This is a genomic window from Apilactobacillus quenuiae (assembly GCF_002994005.1).
Lineage (GTDB): Bacteria > Bacillota > Bacilli > Lactobacillales > Lactobacillaceae > Apilactobacillus > Apilactobacillus quenuiae.
In genome coordinates this window covers 159,502-177,842 of record NZ_POSN01000001.1, presented here as the reverse complement: position 1 = coordinate 177,842, position 18,341 = coordinate 159,502, and the positions used below count along the sequence as shown (strand labels likewise).

General features: G+C 31.4%; 21 protein-coding genes and 1 pseudogene. 21 read left to right on the top strand and 1 reads right to left on the bottom strand.

Annotation, left to right across the window (positions count from 1 at the left end; translation table 11 throughout):
• Positions 1–91 precede the first annotated feature (91 nt).
• The 12 genes from purE (at position 92) to C7N44_RS07940 (ending at position 11,735) form a co-directional block, all read left to right on the top strand.
• Positions 92–574 (top strand): 5-(carboxyamino)imidazole ribonucleotide mutase, encoded by a 483-nt coding sequence (gene purE, locus C7N44_RS00960; RefSeq protein ID WP_105956052.1) that lies wholly within the window; start codon positions 92–94, stop codon positions 572–574.
• Entirely contained in the window at positions 558–1,679 is a 1,122-nt protein-coding gene (purK, locus tag C7N44_RS00955; RefSeq protein ID WP_105956051.1) for a 5-(carboxyamino)imidazole ribonucleotide synthase, read from the top strand. The genes purE and purK overlap by 17 nt, the downstream gene beginning before the upstream one ends.
• 17 nt (positions 1,680–1,696) lie before the next feature.
• Positions 1,697–2,407 carry a phosphoribosylaminoimidazolesuccinocarboxamide synthase gene (gene purC, locus C7N44_RS00950; protein WP_105956050.1) on the top strand — a complete coding sequence of 237 codons (711 nt, stop codon included), beginning with the start codon at positions 1,697–1,699 and terminating at the stop codon, positions 2,405–2,407.
• Positions 2,408–2,423: 16 nt separating this feature from the next.
• Positions 2,424–2,672 carry a phosphoribosylformylglycinamidine synthase subunit PurS gene (gene purS, locus C7N44_RS00945; protein ID WP_105956049.1) on the top strand — a complete coding sequence of 83 codons (249 nt, stop codon included), beginning with the start codon at positions 2,424–2,426 and terminating at the stop codon, positions 2,670–2,672.
• 2 nt (positions 2,673–2,674) lie between these two features.
• On the top strand, positions 2,675–3,343 hold the full coding sequence (gene purQ / locus C7N44_RS00940) for a phosphoribosylformylglycinamidine synthase subunit PurQ (RefSeq protein ID WP_105956048.1): 669 nt from the start codon (positions 2,675–2,677) through the stop codon (positions 3,341–3,343).
• Between the two features lie 2 nt (positions 3,344–3,345).
• Positions 3,346–5,553, top strand: a complete 2,208-nt coding sequence (gene purL / locus C7N44_RS00935; RefSeq protein ID WP_105956047.1) for a phosphoribosylformylglycinamidine synthase subunit PurL — start codon at positions 3,346–3,348, stop codon at positions 5,551–5,553.
• A 1-nt stretch (position 5,554) separates the two neighbouring features.
• The gene (gene purF, locus C7N44_RS00930) at positions 5,555–7,012 is read left to right on the top strand and encodes an amidophosphoribosyltransferase (RefSeq protein WP_105956046.1); all 1,458 of its coding nucleotides are present in this window, start codon (positions 5,555–5,557) and stop codon (positions 7,010–7,012) included.
• On the top strand, positions 7,005–8,039 hold the full coding sequence (gene purM, locus C7N44_RS00925; RefSeq protein ID WP_167387275.1) for a phosphoribosylformylglycinamidine cyclo-ligase: 1,035 nt from the start codon (positions 7,005–7,007) through the stop codon (positions 8,037–8,039). The genes purF and purM overlap by 8 nt, the downstream gene beginning before the upstream one ends.
• Entirely contained in the window at positions 8,014–8,607 is a 594-nt protein-coding gene (gene purN / locus C7N44_RS00920) for a phosphoribosylglycinamide formyltransferase (protein WP_105956044.1), read from the top strand. Before purM ends, purN begins: the two co-directional genes overlap by 26 nt.
• A 1-nt stretch (position 8,608) precedes the next feature.
• Positions 8,609–10,141 carry a bifunctional phosphoribosylaminoimidazolecarboxamide formyltransferase/IMP cyclohydrolase gene (gene purH / locus C7N44_RS00915; protein WP_105956043.1) on the top strand — a complete coding sequence of 511 codons (1,533 nt, stop codon included), beginning with the start codon at positions 8,609–8,611 and terminating at the stop codon, positions 10,139–10,141.
• A gap of 28 nt (positions 10,142–10,169) precedes the next feature.
• Entirely contained in the window at positions 10,170–11,420 is a 1,251-nt protein-coding gene (gene purD / locus C7N44_RS00910; protein WP_105956042.1) for a phosphoribosylamine--glycine ligase, read from the top strand.
• A gap of 150 nt (positions 11,421–11,570) precedes the next feature.
• Positions 11,571–11,735 (top strand): hypothetical protein, encoded by a 165-nt coding sequence (locus C7N44_RS07940; protein ID WP_157945002.1) that lies wholly within the window; start codon positions 11,571–11,573, stop codon positions 11,733–11,735.
• A 7-nt stretch (positions 11,736–11,742) separates the two neighbouring features.
• Here the strand turns inward: C7N44_RS07940 and C7N44_RS00905 are convergent, their stop codons facing one another.
• Entirely contained in the window at positions 11,743–12,108 is a 366-nt protein-coding gene (locus tag C7N44_RS00905) for a hypothetical protein (protein WP_157945001.1), read from the bottom strand.
• Between the two features lie 385 nt (positions 12,109–12,493).
• Between C7N44_RS00905 and C7N44_RS00900 the strand changes: the two are divergent.
• The 9 genes and pseudogenes from C7N44_RS00900 (at position 12,494) to C7N44_RS00860 (ending at position 18,267) form a co-directional block, all read left to right on the top strand.
• A pseudogene (locus C7N44_RS00900) lies at positions 12,494–14,122 on the top strand (peptide ABC transporter substrate-binding protein).
• Positions 14,123–14,191: 69 nt separating this feature from the next.
• A complete protein-coding gene (gene hxlA / locus C7N44_RS00895) occupies positions 14,192–14,818 on the top strand; it encodes a 3-hexulose-6-phosphate synthase (protein WP_105956040.1) in 627 nt (208 codons plus the stop codon).
• Entirely contained in the window at positions 14,818–15,354 is a 537-nt protein-coding gene (gene hxlB, locus C7N44_RS00890; RefSeq protein WP_105956039.1) for a 6-phospho-3-hexuloisomerase, read from the top strand. The genes hxlA and hxlB overlap by 1 nt, the downstream gene beginning before the upstream one ends.
• Positions 15,355–15,642: 288 nt before the next feature.
• A complete protein-coding gene (locus C7N44_RS00885) occupies positions 15,643–15,858 on the top strand; it encodes a hypothetical protein (protein ID WP_105956038.1) in 216 nt (71 codons plus the stop codon).
• A 17-nt stretch (positions 15,859–15,875) separates the two neighbouring features.
• Positions 15,876–16,121 (top strand): hypothetical protein, encoded by a 246-nt coding sequence (locus tag C7N44_RS00880; protein WP_105956037.1) that lies wholly within the window; start codon positions 15,876–15,878, stop codon positions 16,119–16,121.
• Between the two features lie 23 nt (positions 16,122–16,144).
• Positions 16,145–16,363, top strand: coding sequence for a hypothetical protein (locus tag C7N44_RS00875; RefSeq protein WP_105956036.1), 219 nt, complete (start codon positions 16,145–16,147; stop codon positions 16,361–16,363).
• Between the two features lie 18 nt (positions 16,364–16,381).
• Positions 16,382–16,630: a hypothetical protein gene (locus tag C7N44_RS00870; protein WP_105956035.1), complete on the top strand. Its 249-nt coding sequence runs from the start codon at positions 16,382–16,384 to the stop codon at positions 16,628–16,630.
• 147 nt (positions 16,631–16,777) lie between these two features.
• Positions 16,778–17,140 (top strand): winged helix-turn-helix transcriptional regulator, encoded by a 363-nt coding sequence (locus C7N44_RS00865; RefSeq protein WP_105956034.1) that lies wholly within the window; start codon positions 16,778–16,780, stop codon positions 17,138–17,140.
• A 98-nt stretch (positions 17,141–17,238) separates the two neighbouring features.
• On the top strand, positions 17,239–18,267 hold the full coding sequence (locus C7N44_RS00860) for a zinc-binding alcohol dehydrogenase family protein (RefSeq protein ID WP_105956033.1): 1,029 nt from the start codon (positions 17,239–17,241) through the stop codon (positions 18,265–18,267).
• Positions 18,268–18,341: the final 74 nt, after the last annotated feature.

Below are 18,341 nucleotides of genomic sequence, written 5' to 3'. Positions count from 1 at the left end.
TAAGAAAACTTATGTTTAGTTCGCTTTTTTGTTGACCAGTTTAAAATTAATTGATAATATAAAGATATTAAATTTAGAAAGGAATTTTTTTATGGATGTAGCATTAGTTATGGGATCAATATCAGATTGGCCTAAAATAAAGGCCACTGCTGAGTTATTGCAAAAATTAAATGTATCTTTTGATAAACATATTATTTCTGCACATAGAATGCCTACTGAATTACAAAATTTTGCTTCAAAGCTAAAAGACGAACATTACAAAATTGTCATTGCTGCAGCTGGAGGTGCAGCTCATTTGCCAGGTATGTTAGCCGCGAACACTACTTTACCTGTAATAGGAATACCAGTAAAAACTAGTATTTTAAATGGAATGGATTCATTATTATCCATAGTGCAAATGCCTGCTGGGGTTCCAGTTGCTACAGTGGCAATTGGAGATGCTGGTGCCAAAAATGCAGCCATTTTAGCAGCCCAAGTCATTGCACTAAGCAATAAATCTGTAGAAAAAAATTTAAATGAATTTAGAAGAAATCAAACCAAAGAGGCGATTGAAAGCAATGAACAACTTAAGTAACGTAGTCATTCCTCAAGAAACAATAGGAATTTTAGGTGGCGGACAGTTAGGACAAATGATGGCTATAGCTGCTAAACAAATGGGATATAAAGTTGGAATCTTGGATCCTACGCCTAATGCACCTGCAGCTCAAGTTTCTGATTTTCAAATCATTGCTAATTATGATGATCAAGAGGCTATAAATAGTTTAGCTAATAAATCTGATGTAATAACTTACGAATTTGAAAATGTAGATCAAAATACAATTCAAAAAATAGAAGATAAGGTATTAGTTCCACAAAAGCTAAATGAATTAATTATTACTAGTCATCGTAAACATGAGAAAGATTTCTTGTTTAACAATGATTTACCAGTTGTGAACTACAAATATGTAAGTAATAAGGAAGAATTAACATCTGCAGTTAATCAAATTGGTTTTCCTAGCATTTTAAAAACATGTGAGGGTGGTTATGATGGTCACGACCAAATTGACATCAATAATGAAAGAGACATGGTATATGCCTCAAATAATTTAAGCGATCGCGAATGGTTACTAGAACAAAAGGTAAGTTTTAGTAAAGAGGTTTCTATTATGGTTGCAAGAAATAGTGATAATCAAATTGAAACTTTCCCATTAAGTGAAAATATTCATAAGAATCATATTTTGCATACAAGTATTATTCCTGGTCGTGTACCAAGTTCTGTTCATGAACAAGCTAAAAATATTGCAGTAAAGATTGCTAAAAAATTGAGCTTAGTTGGAGTATTAGGCATTGAGTTCTTTTTATTACCGAATAATCAATTGATAGTTAATGAGATGGCACCAAGACCACATAACTCTGGACATTATACAATTGAGGCTTGTAATATATCACAATTTGAAGCTCATATAAGATGCGTATGTGGATTATCAATACCTAAAATCAAAATGGATCATAAAGCAGTTATGGTTAATTTGTTAGGTAAGAATGTTTTAAAAGCTAGAAAAGAATTAAAGAACAATCCTAACTGGCATTTACATGATTATGGTAAAGCAGAAGTTAGAGTTGGAAGAAAAATGGGACACATCACTGTGATAGGAAATTCAATTGAAGATTTATTAGGTAAAGTGAAACAGTTTAAATAATTGAGGAGTATTTAAAAATGACTAATTTAATTGATTCTGGAAAAACAAAGCAACTATTTCAAACTAATCAAGAAGATATTTTGAGAGTTCATTATACAAATCACACTACGGCTGGTGATGGATTAAGAAATGAATTGATTAATAATAAAGGTGCCGTTAATAATCAAATCTCCAGCTTATTATTTAAATATTTAAATAATCTAGGCGTCCCCAATCACTTTATTCAACAGGTTTCAAAAACTGATCAATTAAATAAAAAGGTTAAAATGATTCCACTAGAAGTTATTGTTAGAAATCTAGCATCAGGTCATTTTCAAAAGCGCTTTGGAACTGAATCATTAGCTAAACTAGCTTTACCAGTTGTAGAGTTTTTTATGAAAAGTGATGAATTGCATGATCCAATGGTAAATGATTCATCTGCACAAGCTTTAAATATAGCTAGTGCAGATGAAATTAATACAATGCGCAAACTTGCTTTAAAAGTAAACGAAGCTTTATCAAAACTTTTTAAAGAAGTTGATGTTATATTAGTTGATTTCAAAGTGGAATTTGGTATAGATAGCAACAATAATGTCATTCTAGCTGATGAAATATCTCCAGATTCATGTCGTTTAATTGATATGAGAACAAATACATCCCTAGATAAAGATATATTCAGACATCAATCTGGAAATATGATGAAAGGTTATTATAAAGTGTTACATAAATTGCAAGAAAAATTAGATTAAAAAGGGAGCAATCATAATGTATTTAGCCAAGCTGTATGTAACACATAAACCATCTATTTTAGATCCACAGGGTGAAGCTATTAAAAATGCTTTACACAATTTAAAATTTCAAAACGTTAGTTCAATTACTCAAGGTAAGTATTTTGAAATGAAATTAGACAATGATAACAAAAAAGATGCAGAACAAATTGTAAAAGATGCATGTAAAGAGCTACTAGTTAATCAAAATATGGAAACTTATCATTATGACATAAAGGAAGTGTAAAAATGAATTTTGCTGTAGTGACTTTTCCTGGATCTAATTGTGATAATGATCTTTATTATGCAGTTAAGGATGCATTAGGAGAAAATTGTACAATGGTTTCTTCTAATGAAGATAGCTTAGATAAATATAATGTTATCTTAATTCCAGGTGGATTTTCATTTGGCGATTATTTGAGAAGTGGTGCAATTGCTAATCTTGCTCCCATTATGAAAAGCATCAAACAAGCAGCTAATGACGGAAAAATCATTGTTGGTATTTGTAATGGTTTCCAAATTTTAACTGAATCTAATTTATTACCAGGTTCATTAATCAAAAATAATAATATGCAATTTGTTTCAGCTTGGGAAAAAATTAATGTACAAAACAACAATAGTGTTTTCACCAATCAATATCAAAAAGAAGAATCAATTAACTTACCGGTTGCCCATGGTGAAGGTCATTATTATTGTGATCAAAAGACACTAAAAGAACTAAAAGCAAACAAACAAATTATTTTCACTTATAAAGACAATCCAAATGGAAGTGTTGACGATATTGCCGGAATCACTAACAAACAGGGGAATATATTAGGCATGATGCCACATCCTGAACGTGCAGTGGAAAAAATTCTAGGCAGCAAAGATGGTCTAAGACTATTTCAATCAATTCTAAAAAGTCATGTAAGGAGCTAATCATGTTAAAAGAGCATATGGAACCAACACCAGAGGATATTAAAAACAAAAAGCTTTATATTGATATGGGATTAAGTGAGTATGAATATGACTTGATAGTAAATAAATTAATACATCGATTACCTAATTATACCGAGATTGGTTTATATTCAGGCATGTGGAGTGAACATTGTTCTTATAAAAATTCAAAACAGATATTAAAAAAGTTCTGGTCAGATGGTTCAAGGGTAATTCAAGGACCTGGTGAGGGAGCAGGAGTTTTGGATATTAATGATAATCAGGCAGTCGTTTTTAAAGCAGAAAGTCATAATCATCCTAGTTTTGTTGAACCGTATGAGGGTGCTGCTACTGGAGTTGGTGGCATTATTCGAGACATCTTCTCGATGGGTGCTAAACCTATTGCATCATTAGATAGTTTACGCTTTGGAAACTTATCGAAACCTAGAAACAGATTTTTATTAAATCAAGTAGTTTCAGGAATTGCTGGATATGGTAACTGTATTGGAATTCCTACTGTAGGTGGAGAAATTAGCTTTGATGATACTTACGATGGCAATCCATTAGTAAATGTTATGTGTGTCGGTATTATGGACAAAAAAGATTTAGCAGTAGGCCAGTCGAAAGGCCTAGGCAATTCGATTATTTATGTAGGAGCTAAAACCGGTCGTGATGGGATTAATGGTGCTACGTTTGCTTCAAGTCAATTTAGTAAAGAAGAAGAATCTGATCGTTCTGCCGTTCAAGTTGGCGATCCCTTTATGGAAAAGTTACTGGTAGATGCTTGCTTAGATATTATTAAAAATCATTCTGATATTTTAATTGGGATTCAAGACATGGGAGCTGCCGGAATTGTTTCTTCATCTGCTGAAATGGCCGCTAAAGCTAATAGTGGAGTTAATTTAAATCTTGATTTAGTTCCTAAGCGTGAACAAGGCATGACACCTTATGAAATTATGCTTTCTGAATCACAAGAGCGAATGTTGTTGTGTGTTAAGCAAGGACATGAACAAGAAGTTATTAATATTTTTAATGAATATAATTTAAATGCAATAACAATTGGGAATGTTAATGATGATGGAAAATATAGATTAAGTTTCAAGAACAAATTGGTTTGTGATATTCCAACTAACAGTTTAGTTGACGATGTTCCTGAGTATAAGCATCCCGTGATTAAACCGGAAAGATTGCTAAATACTAGTGATGACTTTATTCCTAAAATAGATAATTCATATGAAACACTTTTAAAAATATTATCCCAGCCAACAATTGCATCTAAAGAAAATATTTATCGTCAATATGATAGTCGAGTTCAAGCTAACACAGTTTTGGCACCTGGTAGTGATGCTGCCGTTGTAAGAGTTAGGCATACTAATAAATCATTATCGATGACTACTGATTGTAATAGTCGCTATATTTACTTAGACCCTTATATTGGAGGCCAAATTGCCTTTGCTGAAGCAGCTAGAAATATTGTTGCTAGCGGTGGTAAGCCAATTGGCATTACTGATTGTTTAAACTTTGGTAACCCTGATGATGCAGACAGTTATTATTCGATGGATCAATCAGTTGCTGGTATGTCAGAAGCATGTAAATTGTTTGATGCTCCAGTTATTGGAGGAAATGTTTCTCTATATAATGAAACTGATGGCAATGCAATTTATCCAACTCCGATGGTTGGTATGGTCGGATTGATTGAAAACAATAAAAACATAACTACGCAAGATGCAAAAGATGCTGATGACTTAGTTTATTTGATTGGTAATACTTATGATGATTTCAATGGTTCACAAATTCAGAAAATGTTAAAACATAAAATTTCAGGGCGCATTAATCATTTTAGTTTAAAAGAAGAATATAAAAATCAAAACATAATTCATCACGTAATTAAGAATCAATTAGTTAAAAGTGTTCATGATATTAGCGAAGGTGGTTTAGGAGTGGCTTTAGTGGAGAGTTTATTCACTAATAATCTAGGATTTTCTGGAAAAACAAAGATATCTAAAGAACAATTATTTTCAGAAACTCAATCGAGATTTGTGGTTACTGTAAGTGAGACAAATCAAGAAAATTTTGAAAAATTAATAAAAGATAACGCTGAATTAATTGGCTACACTACAAATAACAATCAAATCAAGATGCAACTAAATAATGGAATATTATCAGGTGATATGGCTAAATTAAAAAAGGCATGGAAGGAAGGTTTAGACTAACATGCTACAAGAAATCAAGAGTTTAAATGAAGAATGTGGCATTTTTGGAATCTGGAATTCTAAAAATGCAGCAGAAAAAGCATATTTAGGAATGCATAGCCTACAACATCGTGGACAAGAAGGCGCTGGCATCGTTACTTTTGATGGTAATAGTGTTTATATGCATAAAGGGCAAGGATTACTATCAAGAATTTTTGCTGATAAATCTAACCTTAAAAAATTAACTGGAACAGCAGCAATTGGTCATATTCGATATGCTACAGCAGGTAGTCATGGTATTCAAAATATTCAACCATTCTTCTTTAATGATCCAAGAATGCCTTTTGCCATTTCCCATAATGGTAATTTAACCAATGCAGTTACTTTAAGAAAAAAATTAATTAAACGTGGAACACATTTTCAAGCTGATTCAGACAGTGAATTATTAGGCTCGCTAATTATGCTTGATGAACATCCTAAATTTATTGATCGACTAAAAGCATCCCTCAAAAAATTGCGCGGAGGTTTTGCTTTTACAGTTATGACCCCTTATGAAATGATTGGTATATCTGACCCGCACGGATTAAGACCCATTGTTTTAGGAAAGGGGCACGATGATAGTTATGTATTATGTAGTGAAACATGTGCATTAGATCAAATTGAATATAAATATATCAGGGATGTAGAACCTGGAGAGTTAGTGCGAGTAGATAATCATGGTTATCACATTGATCATTTCATGTCTTCGCAAGGACTAACCGTTTGCTCATTAGAATACATTTATTTTGCTCGATCCGATTCTGTAATTCATGGTGTGAGTGTTCATGAAGCCAGAAAAAAGATGGGTGCTAAAGTTGCAAAAGAACATCCTGTTAAAGCCAATCTTGTTGTGGGTGTTCCTAATTCTTCTTTAGATGCAGCAATTGGTTATTCTCAAGCTAGTGGAATTCCATTTGATATGGGGATGATTAAAAATCAATATGTTGCCAGAACTTTTATCGAGCCCACGCAAGATAAAAGAGAACGTGGTGTTTCAATGAAACTATCAGCAGTAAAATCAGTAGTCAAAGGTAAAGCTATTGTGTTAGTGGATGATTCAATTGTACGAGGAACTACTAGTAAGTATATTGTTAAATTGCTGAAATCAGCTGGTGCCAAATCAGTTCACGTAAGAATTGCATCCCCCGTAATTAAATATCCTTGTTTTTATGGAGTCGATATTCAAAGTAAAAATGAACTTATTGGAGCTAATAAAACAGTTGAAGAAATTAGATCCACTATCGGAGCTGATTCACTGGCTTATTTAAGCATTGATGGTTTAATCAAATCAATCAACTTAAATAATACTAATAAATATCATGGTCTATGTACCGCTTACTTTGATGGAAAATATCCTACTGAGTTATATGACTATCAGCAAATATATGATGATGAAACTAAAAAAATTGCTCAAAGTAAAGGAGCTGACCAACTTGTCTAATCAATATCAATCTTCCGGAGTAAATATTTCTAATGGGCAAAAAGCAGTTAAAAGTATTGGCCAAATGGTGCAAAATACTCAAGATGCAAATGTCTTAGCTGGAGTGGGCGGCTTTGGAGCGGAATATAGTTTAAAAAACGAAGTAAGCGAAATAAAAAATCCAGTTTTAATATCAGGAACTGATGGTGTTGGTACAAAACTTATGCTAGCAATTGAAACAAATAAGCATACAACCATTGGAATTGATTTAGTAGCCATGTGTGCTAATGATATTTTAGCGCAAGGAGCCAAACCCTTATTTTTCTTAGACTATTTGGGCATTGGTGATTTAAAACCAGAGAAGGTAAAGCAAATCATTTCTGGGATTGCTAGTGGTTGTGAGCAAGCTGGTCTTTCGTTAATTGGTGGTGAAATGGCTGAAATGCCTGGTATTTACAAGTCAGATGACTATGATCTTAGTGGATTTGCAGTAGGTATTGCTAATCATGATAAGTTATTGGGTCCGAATCGAGTCCAAGAAGGAGATGTTTTATTAGGATTACCTTCTTCTGGAATCCATTCAAATGGATATTCGTTGGTTAGAAAAATAGTTAATGATAACGAACTTGACTTAAATGCAAAATATTCTGGACTAGATGGCACATTGATTGATAATTTATTAAAACCTACTAAATTATACTATAAGAGCGTGTATCCTTTGATAGAATCCAACTTGATTAATGCAGCTGCTCATATTACTGGTGGTGGCATTGTTGATAATCTTGCACGCAGTATTCCTAATAAGCTAACTGCTGATGTTAAACGTAATAGTTGGCCAGTTCCTGCTATATTTAATTTCTTAAAACTACATGGAAAATTAGATCAAAGTGATATGGATGAAGTATTTAATCAAGGTATTGGGATGGTCTTGATAGTCAGTCCAGATAAATTAAAGAGGGTGATTAATGATTTGAAATTGAAAAATGAAGCATTCTATGAAATTGGTAAGGTGGTGAATAGAGATGAACAAGCAGTTAAGTTCATCTAAGCATAAAAGTAACGCAGCTGTTTTTGCGTCGGGAAATGGTACAAATTTTGAAGCGATTATGAATGCAAATTTACCAATTAAAATTAAACTATTAGTTTGTGATCATCATGATGCCTATGTAATTAAAAGAGCTAAAGAACATAATGTTCCTGTTTTAATTGCTGAAGTACAGAAAGGTATGCCTAGGGCTACAAGAGAAGATAAAATTTTACAAAGACTTAAAGTCGATAATATATCCACAATTTTTTTAGCCGGTTATATGCGTATTCTAGGTGATACTTTATTAAATGCTTTTCCTAAAAGAATTTTAAATATTCATCCCGCATTATTACCAAATTTTCCGGGTAAACAAGGAATCATAGATGCATACAATGCTAATGTAAAAACTACAGGAGTAACAATTCATTATGTTGATGCTGGAGTTGATACCGGAAAAATAATTGCTCAACAATCAGTTGACAGATATCCAGAAGATAGTTTAGAAGATTTAGAAACAAGGATTCATAAAGTTGAACATCAATTATATCCAAAAACCATTCATGAATTAATTAATAAAGGGGTTCTATAAATTGAAAAAATTAGCATTATTAAGTGTTTATGATAAAACAGGAATTGTTGAATTTGCTAAACAACTAGAAGAAAGAGATTTCCAAGTCGTTTCTACTGGAGGTACCCTTAATAAGTTGCTTGATAATGGTATTCAAGCAACTGCGGTAGAAAACATTACGAATTTTAAAGAGATGCTAGATGGCAGGGTTAAAACACTACATCCTAAAATTCATGCTGGAATCCTTGCTAAACGTGATAATCAAGTACATATGAAACAACTATCTGAGGAAAACATTAATCCAATTGATCTAGTTTGTGTTAATCTTTACCCCTTTAAAGAAACTATTGAACAGCCCAATGTATCTGATGCAAAAGCAATTGAAAACATAGATATTGGTGGACCATCAATGCTAAGAGCTGCCGCTAAAAATAGTCAAGATGTCATCGTTATAACAGATAAAAATGATTATAATGACTATCTTGAAAGATATGATGAAGATCAATTAGATACAAAATATCGTCGTCATTTAGCAGCTAAAGTTTTTCGTCAAACTGCCGCATATGATGCATTGATTGCTAAATACTTAACTAGCGAAGAATTTCCTGATAAATTAACTTTAACTTATGAGAAAGTTCAAGATATGCGTTATGGTGAAAATAGTCATCAACAAGCTGCATATTATAAACAAGCCATTCCAGAAAGTTATTCGTTAGCTAATGCTAAACAATTGCATGGAAAACAATTATCATACAATAACATTAGGGATGCTGATGCTGCTTTAAGAATCATTGCAGAATTCCCTGAAAAGCCAGCAGTTGTAGCTTTAAAACATATGAATCCATGTGGAATTGGAACTGCTGATACTTTAGTCGATGCATGGCAGGAAGCATTTGATGCTGATTCCATTTCAATTTTTGGGGGCATTATTGTCTTAAATCGAGAAGTTGATTTAGAAACTTCTAAAAAAATGCACTCTATTTTCCTAGAAATTGTAATTGCACCAGCATTTACTGATGAAGCATATGACGTTTTAGCAAAGAAAAAGAACATTCGTCTAATTAAATTGCCATTTGGTCCTATTGATAAAAATGGCCATGATGAAGTAAGTGTTCTAGGTGGAATGTTAGTCCAAAATCGTGATTTGCTACATGAAGAACCAAGCAACTTTAAAGTTGTATCAAAAGTACAACCTAGTGAAGAACAATTAAAAGCATTAGCATTTGGTCAAAATGTGGTGAAACATGTTAAGAGTAATGCAATCGTTGTAAACACTGCAATTAAAACTCTGGGCGTTGGTGCTGGTCAAATGAATCGAATTGATTCAACTAAAATTGCAATTAATAAGGCTCAAGATAAAGATGATTATGACAAAGCAATTTTAGCTTCAGATGCGTTTTTCCCAATGGATGATTGTGTTGAATTTGCTGCTACCCATGGAATTAAAGCCATTGTTGAACCAGGAGGCAGTATTAAAGATAAAGATTCCATTAAGAAGGTCGACGAATTAGGCATCGCATTAGTATTTAGTGGTAAACGTCATTTTAAACATTAATTTGTATGAATAAATAGGAGTGCTAAAAATGGATAATTGGTTGGTAGTCGGTTCTGGGGGCCGTGAATATGCAATTGCACAATGCTTAGCAAAGAGTGATAATCATCACGTTTATGTAGCGCCAGGTAATGTTATGATGAACCAAATTAACGGTGTTAGTTGTATTGATATTGACGAAATGAATTTTAAATCTTTAGTTACCTTTGCTCAAGATAATGACATTTTATGTACAGTAGTAGGTCCCGAAGAGCCATTATCAGATGGGATCGTAGACTATTTTCAAAAAAGTGGTTTGAGAATATTTGGTCCTAATAGATATGCAGCTAAACTGGAAAGCTCAAAAGCTTTTGCTAAGCAAATTATGCAAACAGCTAATGTTCCGACCGCGGCATATCAGGAATTTCATAATATTAATGATGCACTAAGCTATGTTAATGGTCATTCAATGCCTGTTGTAATCAAAGCGAATGGCTTAGCAGGTGGTAAAGGAGTTATTATTGCCAAGAATGAATATGATGCTAAAAATGCAATTAAAGAATTATTTAAATTACCACATCAAAATGAAATTTTAATTGAAGATTTCTTAACAGGTGAAGAATTTTCTTATATGTTGATGGTAAATGGCGAAAAAATCATTCCAATGCCATTGGCACAGGATCATAAAAGACTACTAAATGCAGATAAGGGGCCTAATACTGGTGGAATGGGTGCTTATAGTCCATTACCTCAATTTTCTAGTAATATTTTAAAAGAGGCTACTAATACAATAATTAAACCAGTGCTAAAAGAAATGAATGATAGTAACCATCCCTTTGTCGGCTTTTTATATGCTGGACTAATTAATACTGAAGATGGTATTAAAGTGATTGAATTTAATGTTCGAATGGGTGACCCAGAAGCTCAAGTTATCCTGCCACAATTGCAAAGTGATTTAGGTAATACCATAATCAAATTACTGAACAATGAAAAAACAATTACATCTTGGAAAAAAGATAAATACTACTTAGGGACCGTTTTGGCTGCTAAAGGCTATCCTAAAAATCCAATTGACCATCTTCCAATTCCCGTTTTTAATAACAAAGTTCAAGTAATATATGCTGGAATTCAAAAAGACAAAGATGAAATTTATAGTCATGGCGGAAGAGTTCTTATGGTCGTAAACAGTAGTGACAACCTTAAGTTAGCTCAAAGCCAAATAAATTTATCGTTAAATACTGATTTAATTAATAAAAATTATTTATATCGTACTGATATTGGCAATAAAGCTATTAAAAATTAATATATATAAAAGGAAACTTGTATTAAAAAAAAGTTTCTTTTTTATTTCAAAACTAATTAAACTAAATTTAAAATAACTTTGATACTATTTATATCTTTCATGGATTAACATTTATATATAGATATATTTTTTAAATGGGAGATTAATATTATGAACAATAATAATTTAGACATTATTGAAGTGGAAAATATGGTTAATAAATGGCTTAATGAACATCGCAGTGAATATACTGTTAAAAATGTACAACAAACTCAGCCTTGGGTGCCAGGCGATGAAATTGTTTTATCTATCCGTTGTAAAAAGCGTCCAAAATAATTTATATTCATTGTAACTTTTTACCTAAAATTAATGTTAATGATGATTTTTTACTTTTTGATAAATTTTCAAAAATCATCTCGCCTTCATTTGTTGTTATGTTTATCTTATGTTTTCCATCTAATTTATAGTTAGAGGCCATTGATTTATCTGAAGATAAAGATAGTACATCTTGCTTTTTGAACCCATAATCCGCGTCAATTTCGATTAACTTATTGTTTTTAGTGTCAAAATATAAATGTTTTTTGCCACCATCATTGTCGGAATTTTTGAATGCAGTTGATTTAACTTTCCAAGTATAGTTATTATTAGACTGATTAATAAGCTGTTGATTAGTGGCAATATTTGAACCTTGACTATTACTTTTACTCATTAAACTATATAAACCTAAAATCATTAAAATTATGATTAAAACTATTAAAATAGTTCCAATTTTAGTATATCATTCCAAATATGAGACTAAAATCAATAATATAGTTTGACATTAAAATTATATTAAAGTATTATTAAAAATAATAAATTTATATTAAGGAGGTTACTATACTATGAATAACTTATTAAATAAACAAATGCTATGTTGTTGTATTCAAAATGTTAGTCACGTGTATAGTAACCTTTTAAATACATATAGGTCTATTTAATGTTGTGTAGGCTTAAGTGTAAATAAAAGAGTCTCTGTACTGGACTAACATTTTTTGTTATGTCTAGCGCAGGGACTCTTTTTTTATTGATAAACTTTATGAAGGAGTGAACATTGTATGAAGAAACATAAATTAATAGTTTTAACCATATTATTAATCGCAACAGGGGGAATATTGACTGCTTGTGGTAGTAATAACGCCAGTAAAGATAATAAACCACAAACGTTAAACTTAGCTGCTAGTAGTAGACTAGATACCATTGATATTTCTAAGTCTGGGGGGTATGGTTCAACTGTAAATGTATTTGAAAGTTTTTATCGACTAGGCAAAAAAGGAAGTATTACTCCAGGATTGGCTGAAAAGGTTTTAGTAGTAAGGATGGTAAAACATGGACCTTTAAACTTAGAAAAGCTAAATTTAGCGACGGTAGTCAGATTACTGCCAATGACTTTGTTTATTCATGGCAACGAAGTGTTACACCTAGCACTAAAGCCCAATATGCTTATTTATTTAATGCTGTAAAAAATGGGAAAGCAATTAACGAAGGTAAATTAAGCCCACAAAAATTAGGTATAGAAGCCGTTAATAATCAAACAGTTAAGATCCATTTAAATAAACCGGTAGCATACTTTAAAACTTTAATGGCATATCCATTGTTTGGACCGCAAAGTGAAAAAGCGGTGAAAAAGTATGGTGATAAATATGGAACTAATTCTAAATACATGGTTTATTCAGGACCATTTAAGATTGTCAATTGGACTGGAGTTGGAGATAAGTGGTCATATGTAAAGAATAACCAGTATTGGGACAAAAAGGTAGTTAAATTAAACCGAATAAACTATAGCTATGTTTAGTGATCCTTCTACTAGTTTAAACTTATATAACCAGGGTTCACTTGATATAACACCACTTTCTACGGATCAATTAAAGAATTATCAAAATGATGCTAACCTAAAGAACTATTCATATTCAATGATTTCCTATCTAAGATACAATTTTAAAAATGGAAATAAAGCATTGCAAAATCAAAATATTAGAAAAGCTATTTCGCTATCAATCAATCGCTCTTTATTATCCAAAAAAGTTTTATACTTAAAATCAGATCGTCAAGTAACAGGATTTATACTTCATGGATTAGCTAATAGTCCTAAAGGAGTAGACTTTGCTAATCAACAAAATGTTAAAGGCACTCTCGACTATAATCCAAAGCTAGCTAAGAAACTGTGGGCCAAAGGACTAAAAGAGATTGCCCAAAAAAATGTTTCATTAGGACTATTAAGTAGCAACGATGATGCTAATTCTAATGTAGCCAATCAGTATTTAAAAGAACAACTAGAGTCAACTCTTCCAGGATTGAATGTAGGTCTTACCAGTGTGCCATCAAAAATAAAAATGCAGCGTGAACAACAAAGCAACTTTGATATTAGTCTAGATACATGGGGTGGAGATTTTAATGATCCAATTACTTTCTTACAAATTCCCCAAATTGGAACTGCATATAACTATGGTAATTATCATGATGCTGAATACAATGATTGGCTAAATAAAGCTGAAAATAGGGATGCTAATAATGCCAATAAGCGTTGGGATGATTTAATTAATGCTAGTAAACGTTTAAATATAACTCAAGGAGTATCACCATTATTCCAAGATGACACTTATTATCTACAAAAGCCATCAGTGAAAGGGGTTATCCATAATACAGCTGGGACCCAATGGAACTATAAATATGCATCTATAAGATAAAATGTTTTACATTAATTGCATTAATATGTAATAATTATCTTTCATATAAATATTAAAGGAGAATGATTTATGAAATTACAATTAGCAATTGACTTAGAAGATATTGATGGTGCAATTAATTTAATAGACAAAACTAAGGATAGCGTAGATGTTTTTGAATATGGAACTCCTTTGGTGATTAATTTCGGCTTAGAAGGGCTTAAGAAAATTAGAGAAAGATTTCCTGATATCACATTATTGGCAGATTTAAAAATTATGGATGTTGCTTCATATGAAGTAGGTCAAGCATTTAAATATGGTGCTGATATTACTACTATTTTAGGGGTAGCTGAAGATCAATCTATTAAGGATGCTGTTAAAACAGCTCATGATGCTGGCAAAGAACTTTTAGTAGATATGATTGGAGTTCAAGATATTGCCAAACGTGCTCAAGAACTTGATGCATTTGGTGCTGATTACATTGGTACACATACTGGATATGATTTACAAGCACTTGGTAAGACTCCATTTGAAGATTTAAATACTATTAAAGCAAATGTTAAGAATACTAAAACTGCTGTTGCAGGTGGTATTAAAGTTGATACTGCTGAAAAAATAATTGATGAAAAACCAGACTTGTTAATTGTTGGTGGTGGAATTGCTACTGTAGATGATCCTGCAAAAGCTGCCAAAGAGATTAAGGCAATGATGAAATAATGAAATATTTAGAAAACATTTTAGAAGAACTTAATAGTTCTTCTAAAAGTTTAGATAATCAAAATATCTCTAGTGAAATTATTAAAAGCAAACAAGTATTCACACATGGGCTAGGAAGGTCAGGCCTTGTTTTGAAGATGTTTGCAATGAGACTAGCTCAATTAGGTCATAATAGTAATGTTGTTGGTGAAACTACAACTAAATCTATTCATAAAGATGACTTATTGATTTTAGCATCTGGCTCAGGCAATACAGCCCAAGTAAAGATTGTTGCTCAAGAAGCTAAAAAAGTCGGTGCTAATATAATCTTAATTACATCAAATGATGATTCTGAGATTGGTAAAATAGCTGATCATGTTGTTAATATTTATAGTAAATCTAAATATGATCATAATAAATCTATAACTATTCAACCAATGGGATCATTATTTGAACAAACTTTAATGTTATATCTAGATTCAATGGTTTTACAGTTAATGAATGATGAAAATATAAATGAATCTGACATGATGAAGAATCATGCAAACTTAGAATAAAGAATTTTTAATGCATTCCTGAAATGACTACTATATTTTTATAGTTATTCTAGGAATGCATTTTTATATTGAAATAAACAACATTTTTTATTAAGCCCATTAATATATAATACAATTTCAAAGAAACTAGAAAATATATTTACATTTTCCCTATATGTTTTTGTATTTATATAAAAGGCCTGCACAGCAATCTAATAATAAGAATATTATTAAAACATTTATTTGATTAGATATATTTTTGAATAGAACATAGGAAAAATGTTCTCAAAATAAGGAGTTATTAATATTATGAAAAATATAGATTTTAAAGGGTTCCAATTTTATTATTATAATAAACAGTCTAGATATTTAATTAATGAAGATAGTCTAACTTTCTTTGCATCTGATACAGAGGTTAGAATTCATATTAGTATTGTTGAAGGTAAACTACTATTAAGACCACGTTATGGTGTTACAATTCAAAAATTAGCAGATAAAAGCTATAAAATACTAGCAAACGAATAGAACTAGAGGATAATAATATGAAAAACAAAATTATGATTGGTAAATATATCTTTAACTACGATGAAGAAAATACGCCCGTAGTTACCAACGAAGATAAAACTATTTTAGTTTTCTTAGATGAAGATTACGCAGAAGTGTTAATGAAAGTAGAATTAGCTCAAAATAAATTGTCGATCACGCCTACTGAAAGTATGGAAGAAGACGATGTGCAACTTAATAAAATAAACGAATTAGAATACACAATCTATGTGGCAGAAGAATAGATTAGATAAAGGAGTGATAACTAATGGAAGAAGTGAAAATTTCTGAATTTTATTTTCAATATGATAAAGAAGAAATGAACTGTTTTGCTGATCAACAAAATAATCGTATTGCGTTTATTCAAAGTGAAGAAATTCAATTAGTAATTGATATAGTGAATGATAAATTAACTTTTCATCCAGATAATAGCGTTAATATATATGAAATTAGCAATGATGTTTATCGAATTGAATCATTCTTTTAAATAGCATGGGGAAATAATATGAATAAAGTAACTATCTCTGGATATACCTTTTATTATAAGGATAATATGGTGCATTTTTACGATGAAAGGAAACAACAAATCCTATTTGTATCAATAATTGGTACAGATGAAAATGGTATTAATGCTTATGATGGAGCAAATATTGTAGTTGATATTTCTAAGAAAAATATTGAATTTCAACCGCTTTGGAATACTAACGTTGAAGTAAAAGATGCTAATACTTATATTTTAAAACATAAATTTTAAGTTCAAATAAAAATCATCCCATAGTACTTTTTTTATTACATAAGGGATGATTTTTATTTTATATTTTTGAGATATCCAATCCTATCAAGATTGTAATTTTTGTTTCCTTAAGGATCAATAAAGTATAATAGTATTAAACAATAATACATGGGAGCTGATAGTATTAGTATTAAACATATTTATAATTGTCAAGACGGTTGTCCAGTTGAAAGTACATTACAGATAATAGCTGGTAAGTGGAAGAGTGTCATTTTATATCATTTATTGAAGAATGATGTTATGAGATTTAATGATTTTACTAAAAGAATCAGTGGTTGTTCAAAAAGGATGCTTTCTTTACAGTTAAAAGAATTAGAAGAGGATAATGTAATCACTAAAAAGATATATCCAGTGATCCCTCCTAAAACTGAATATAGATTAACCAATTTTGGACAAACATTATCTCCAGTTATTAAGGAAATGGAGAAATGGGGAGAAATGTATAATTCAGTTTATAGTAATAAGCAATAGGGGAATTTTTTGTAACTAGGGAACAAAAATTACACGATTGTATTCAAAATTCATAGCTTTATTATGTAGTTGTTGATTAAATATTTAGGAGGAATACTATGAATGAAAGTATGAATGCAATTGGATTTAGAGAGTATTTATCCATTGACGATTCAAATAGTTTGTTTGATTTCAAGACGGAAATTCCTACACCCAAGGAACATGATTTAATAGTTAAGGTAGATGCAGTATCTGTTAATCCAGTAGACATGTTCACAAGAAGAGGACAACGAAAGGAACTAAAAGAACCTAAGGTAATCGGTTACGATGCTTATGGGACTGTTGTCAATACAGGTACTAAAGTTAGCTTATTTCACAATGGAGATAAAGTATTTTATGCAGGTGCATATGATAGACCTGGTAGTAATAGTGAATATCAAGCAGTTGATGAAAGAATAGTTGGTCATGCACCAGCTAATTTGAATAGTGCAGAAATTGCAGCCATGCCATTAACTAGTTTAACTGCCTGGGAGTCATTATTTGAACAAATGAAAATTGACTTTAATGATCATGAGGGCAACCAAGGTAAAACCATTTTAATCATTAATGGTGCAGGTGGTGTTGGTTCAATCGCCACACAATTAGCACATTTGGCAGGCTTAACCGTAATCTCTACTGCAGGTAAACAAGCCACAGCGGATTGGGAACTTAAGCATGGTGTTGATCATGTAATCAATCATCACGAAGATATTGTTGATCAAGTCCATGAACTAGGTTATAAATATGTTGATAATGTTTTAGAGTTAAGCAATTTAGATTATTATTGGCAAGCCATTACTAAACTAATTGCACCATTAGGTCATATTGCATCTACTACTGGTTCAGGCAAGGACCTGGACTTTCAACCAATGAAAGCTAGAATGGTCAGCTTTGGCTGGGAATGGATGTATGCAAAATCTTGGTACCAAACTGATAATATGATTACTCAACATAAGATTTTAGACCAGGTGGGGCAGTTATTAGATGATGGTAAACTAAAGAGTACTTTAACTAAAACTTTTGCACCAATTAATGCTGAAAACTTGCGAGCAGCTACTAAACTAGTAGAAAGTAATAGCATGATTGGAAAAGTTGTTGTTAAGAATTAATTACTTTCTAAAAAAAGTAATTAATTCTTTCTCAGATATGTTAATTGGTAATCTTTATTAATATTTATATTATT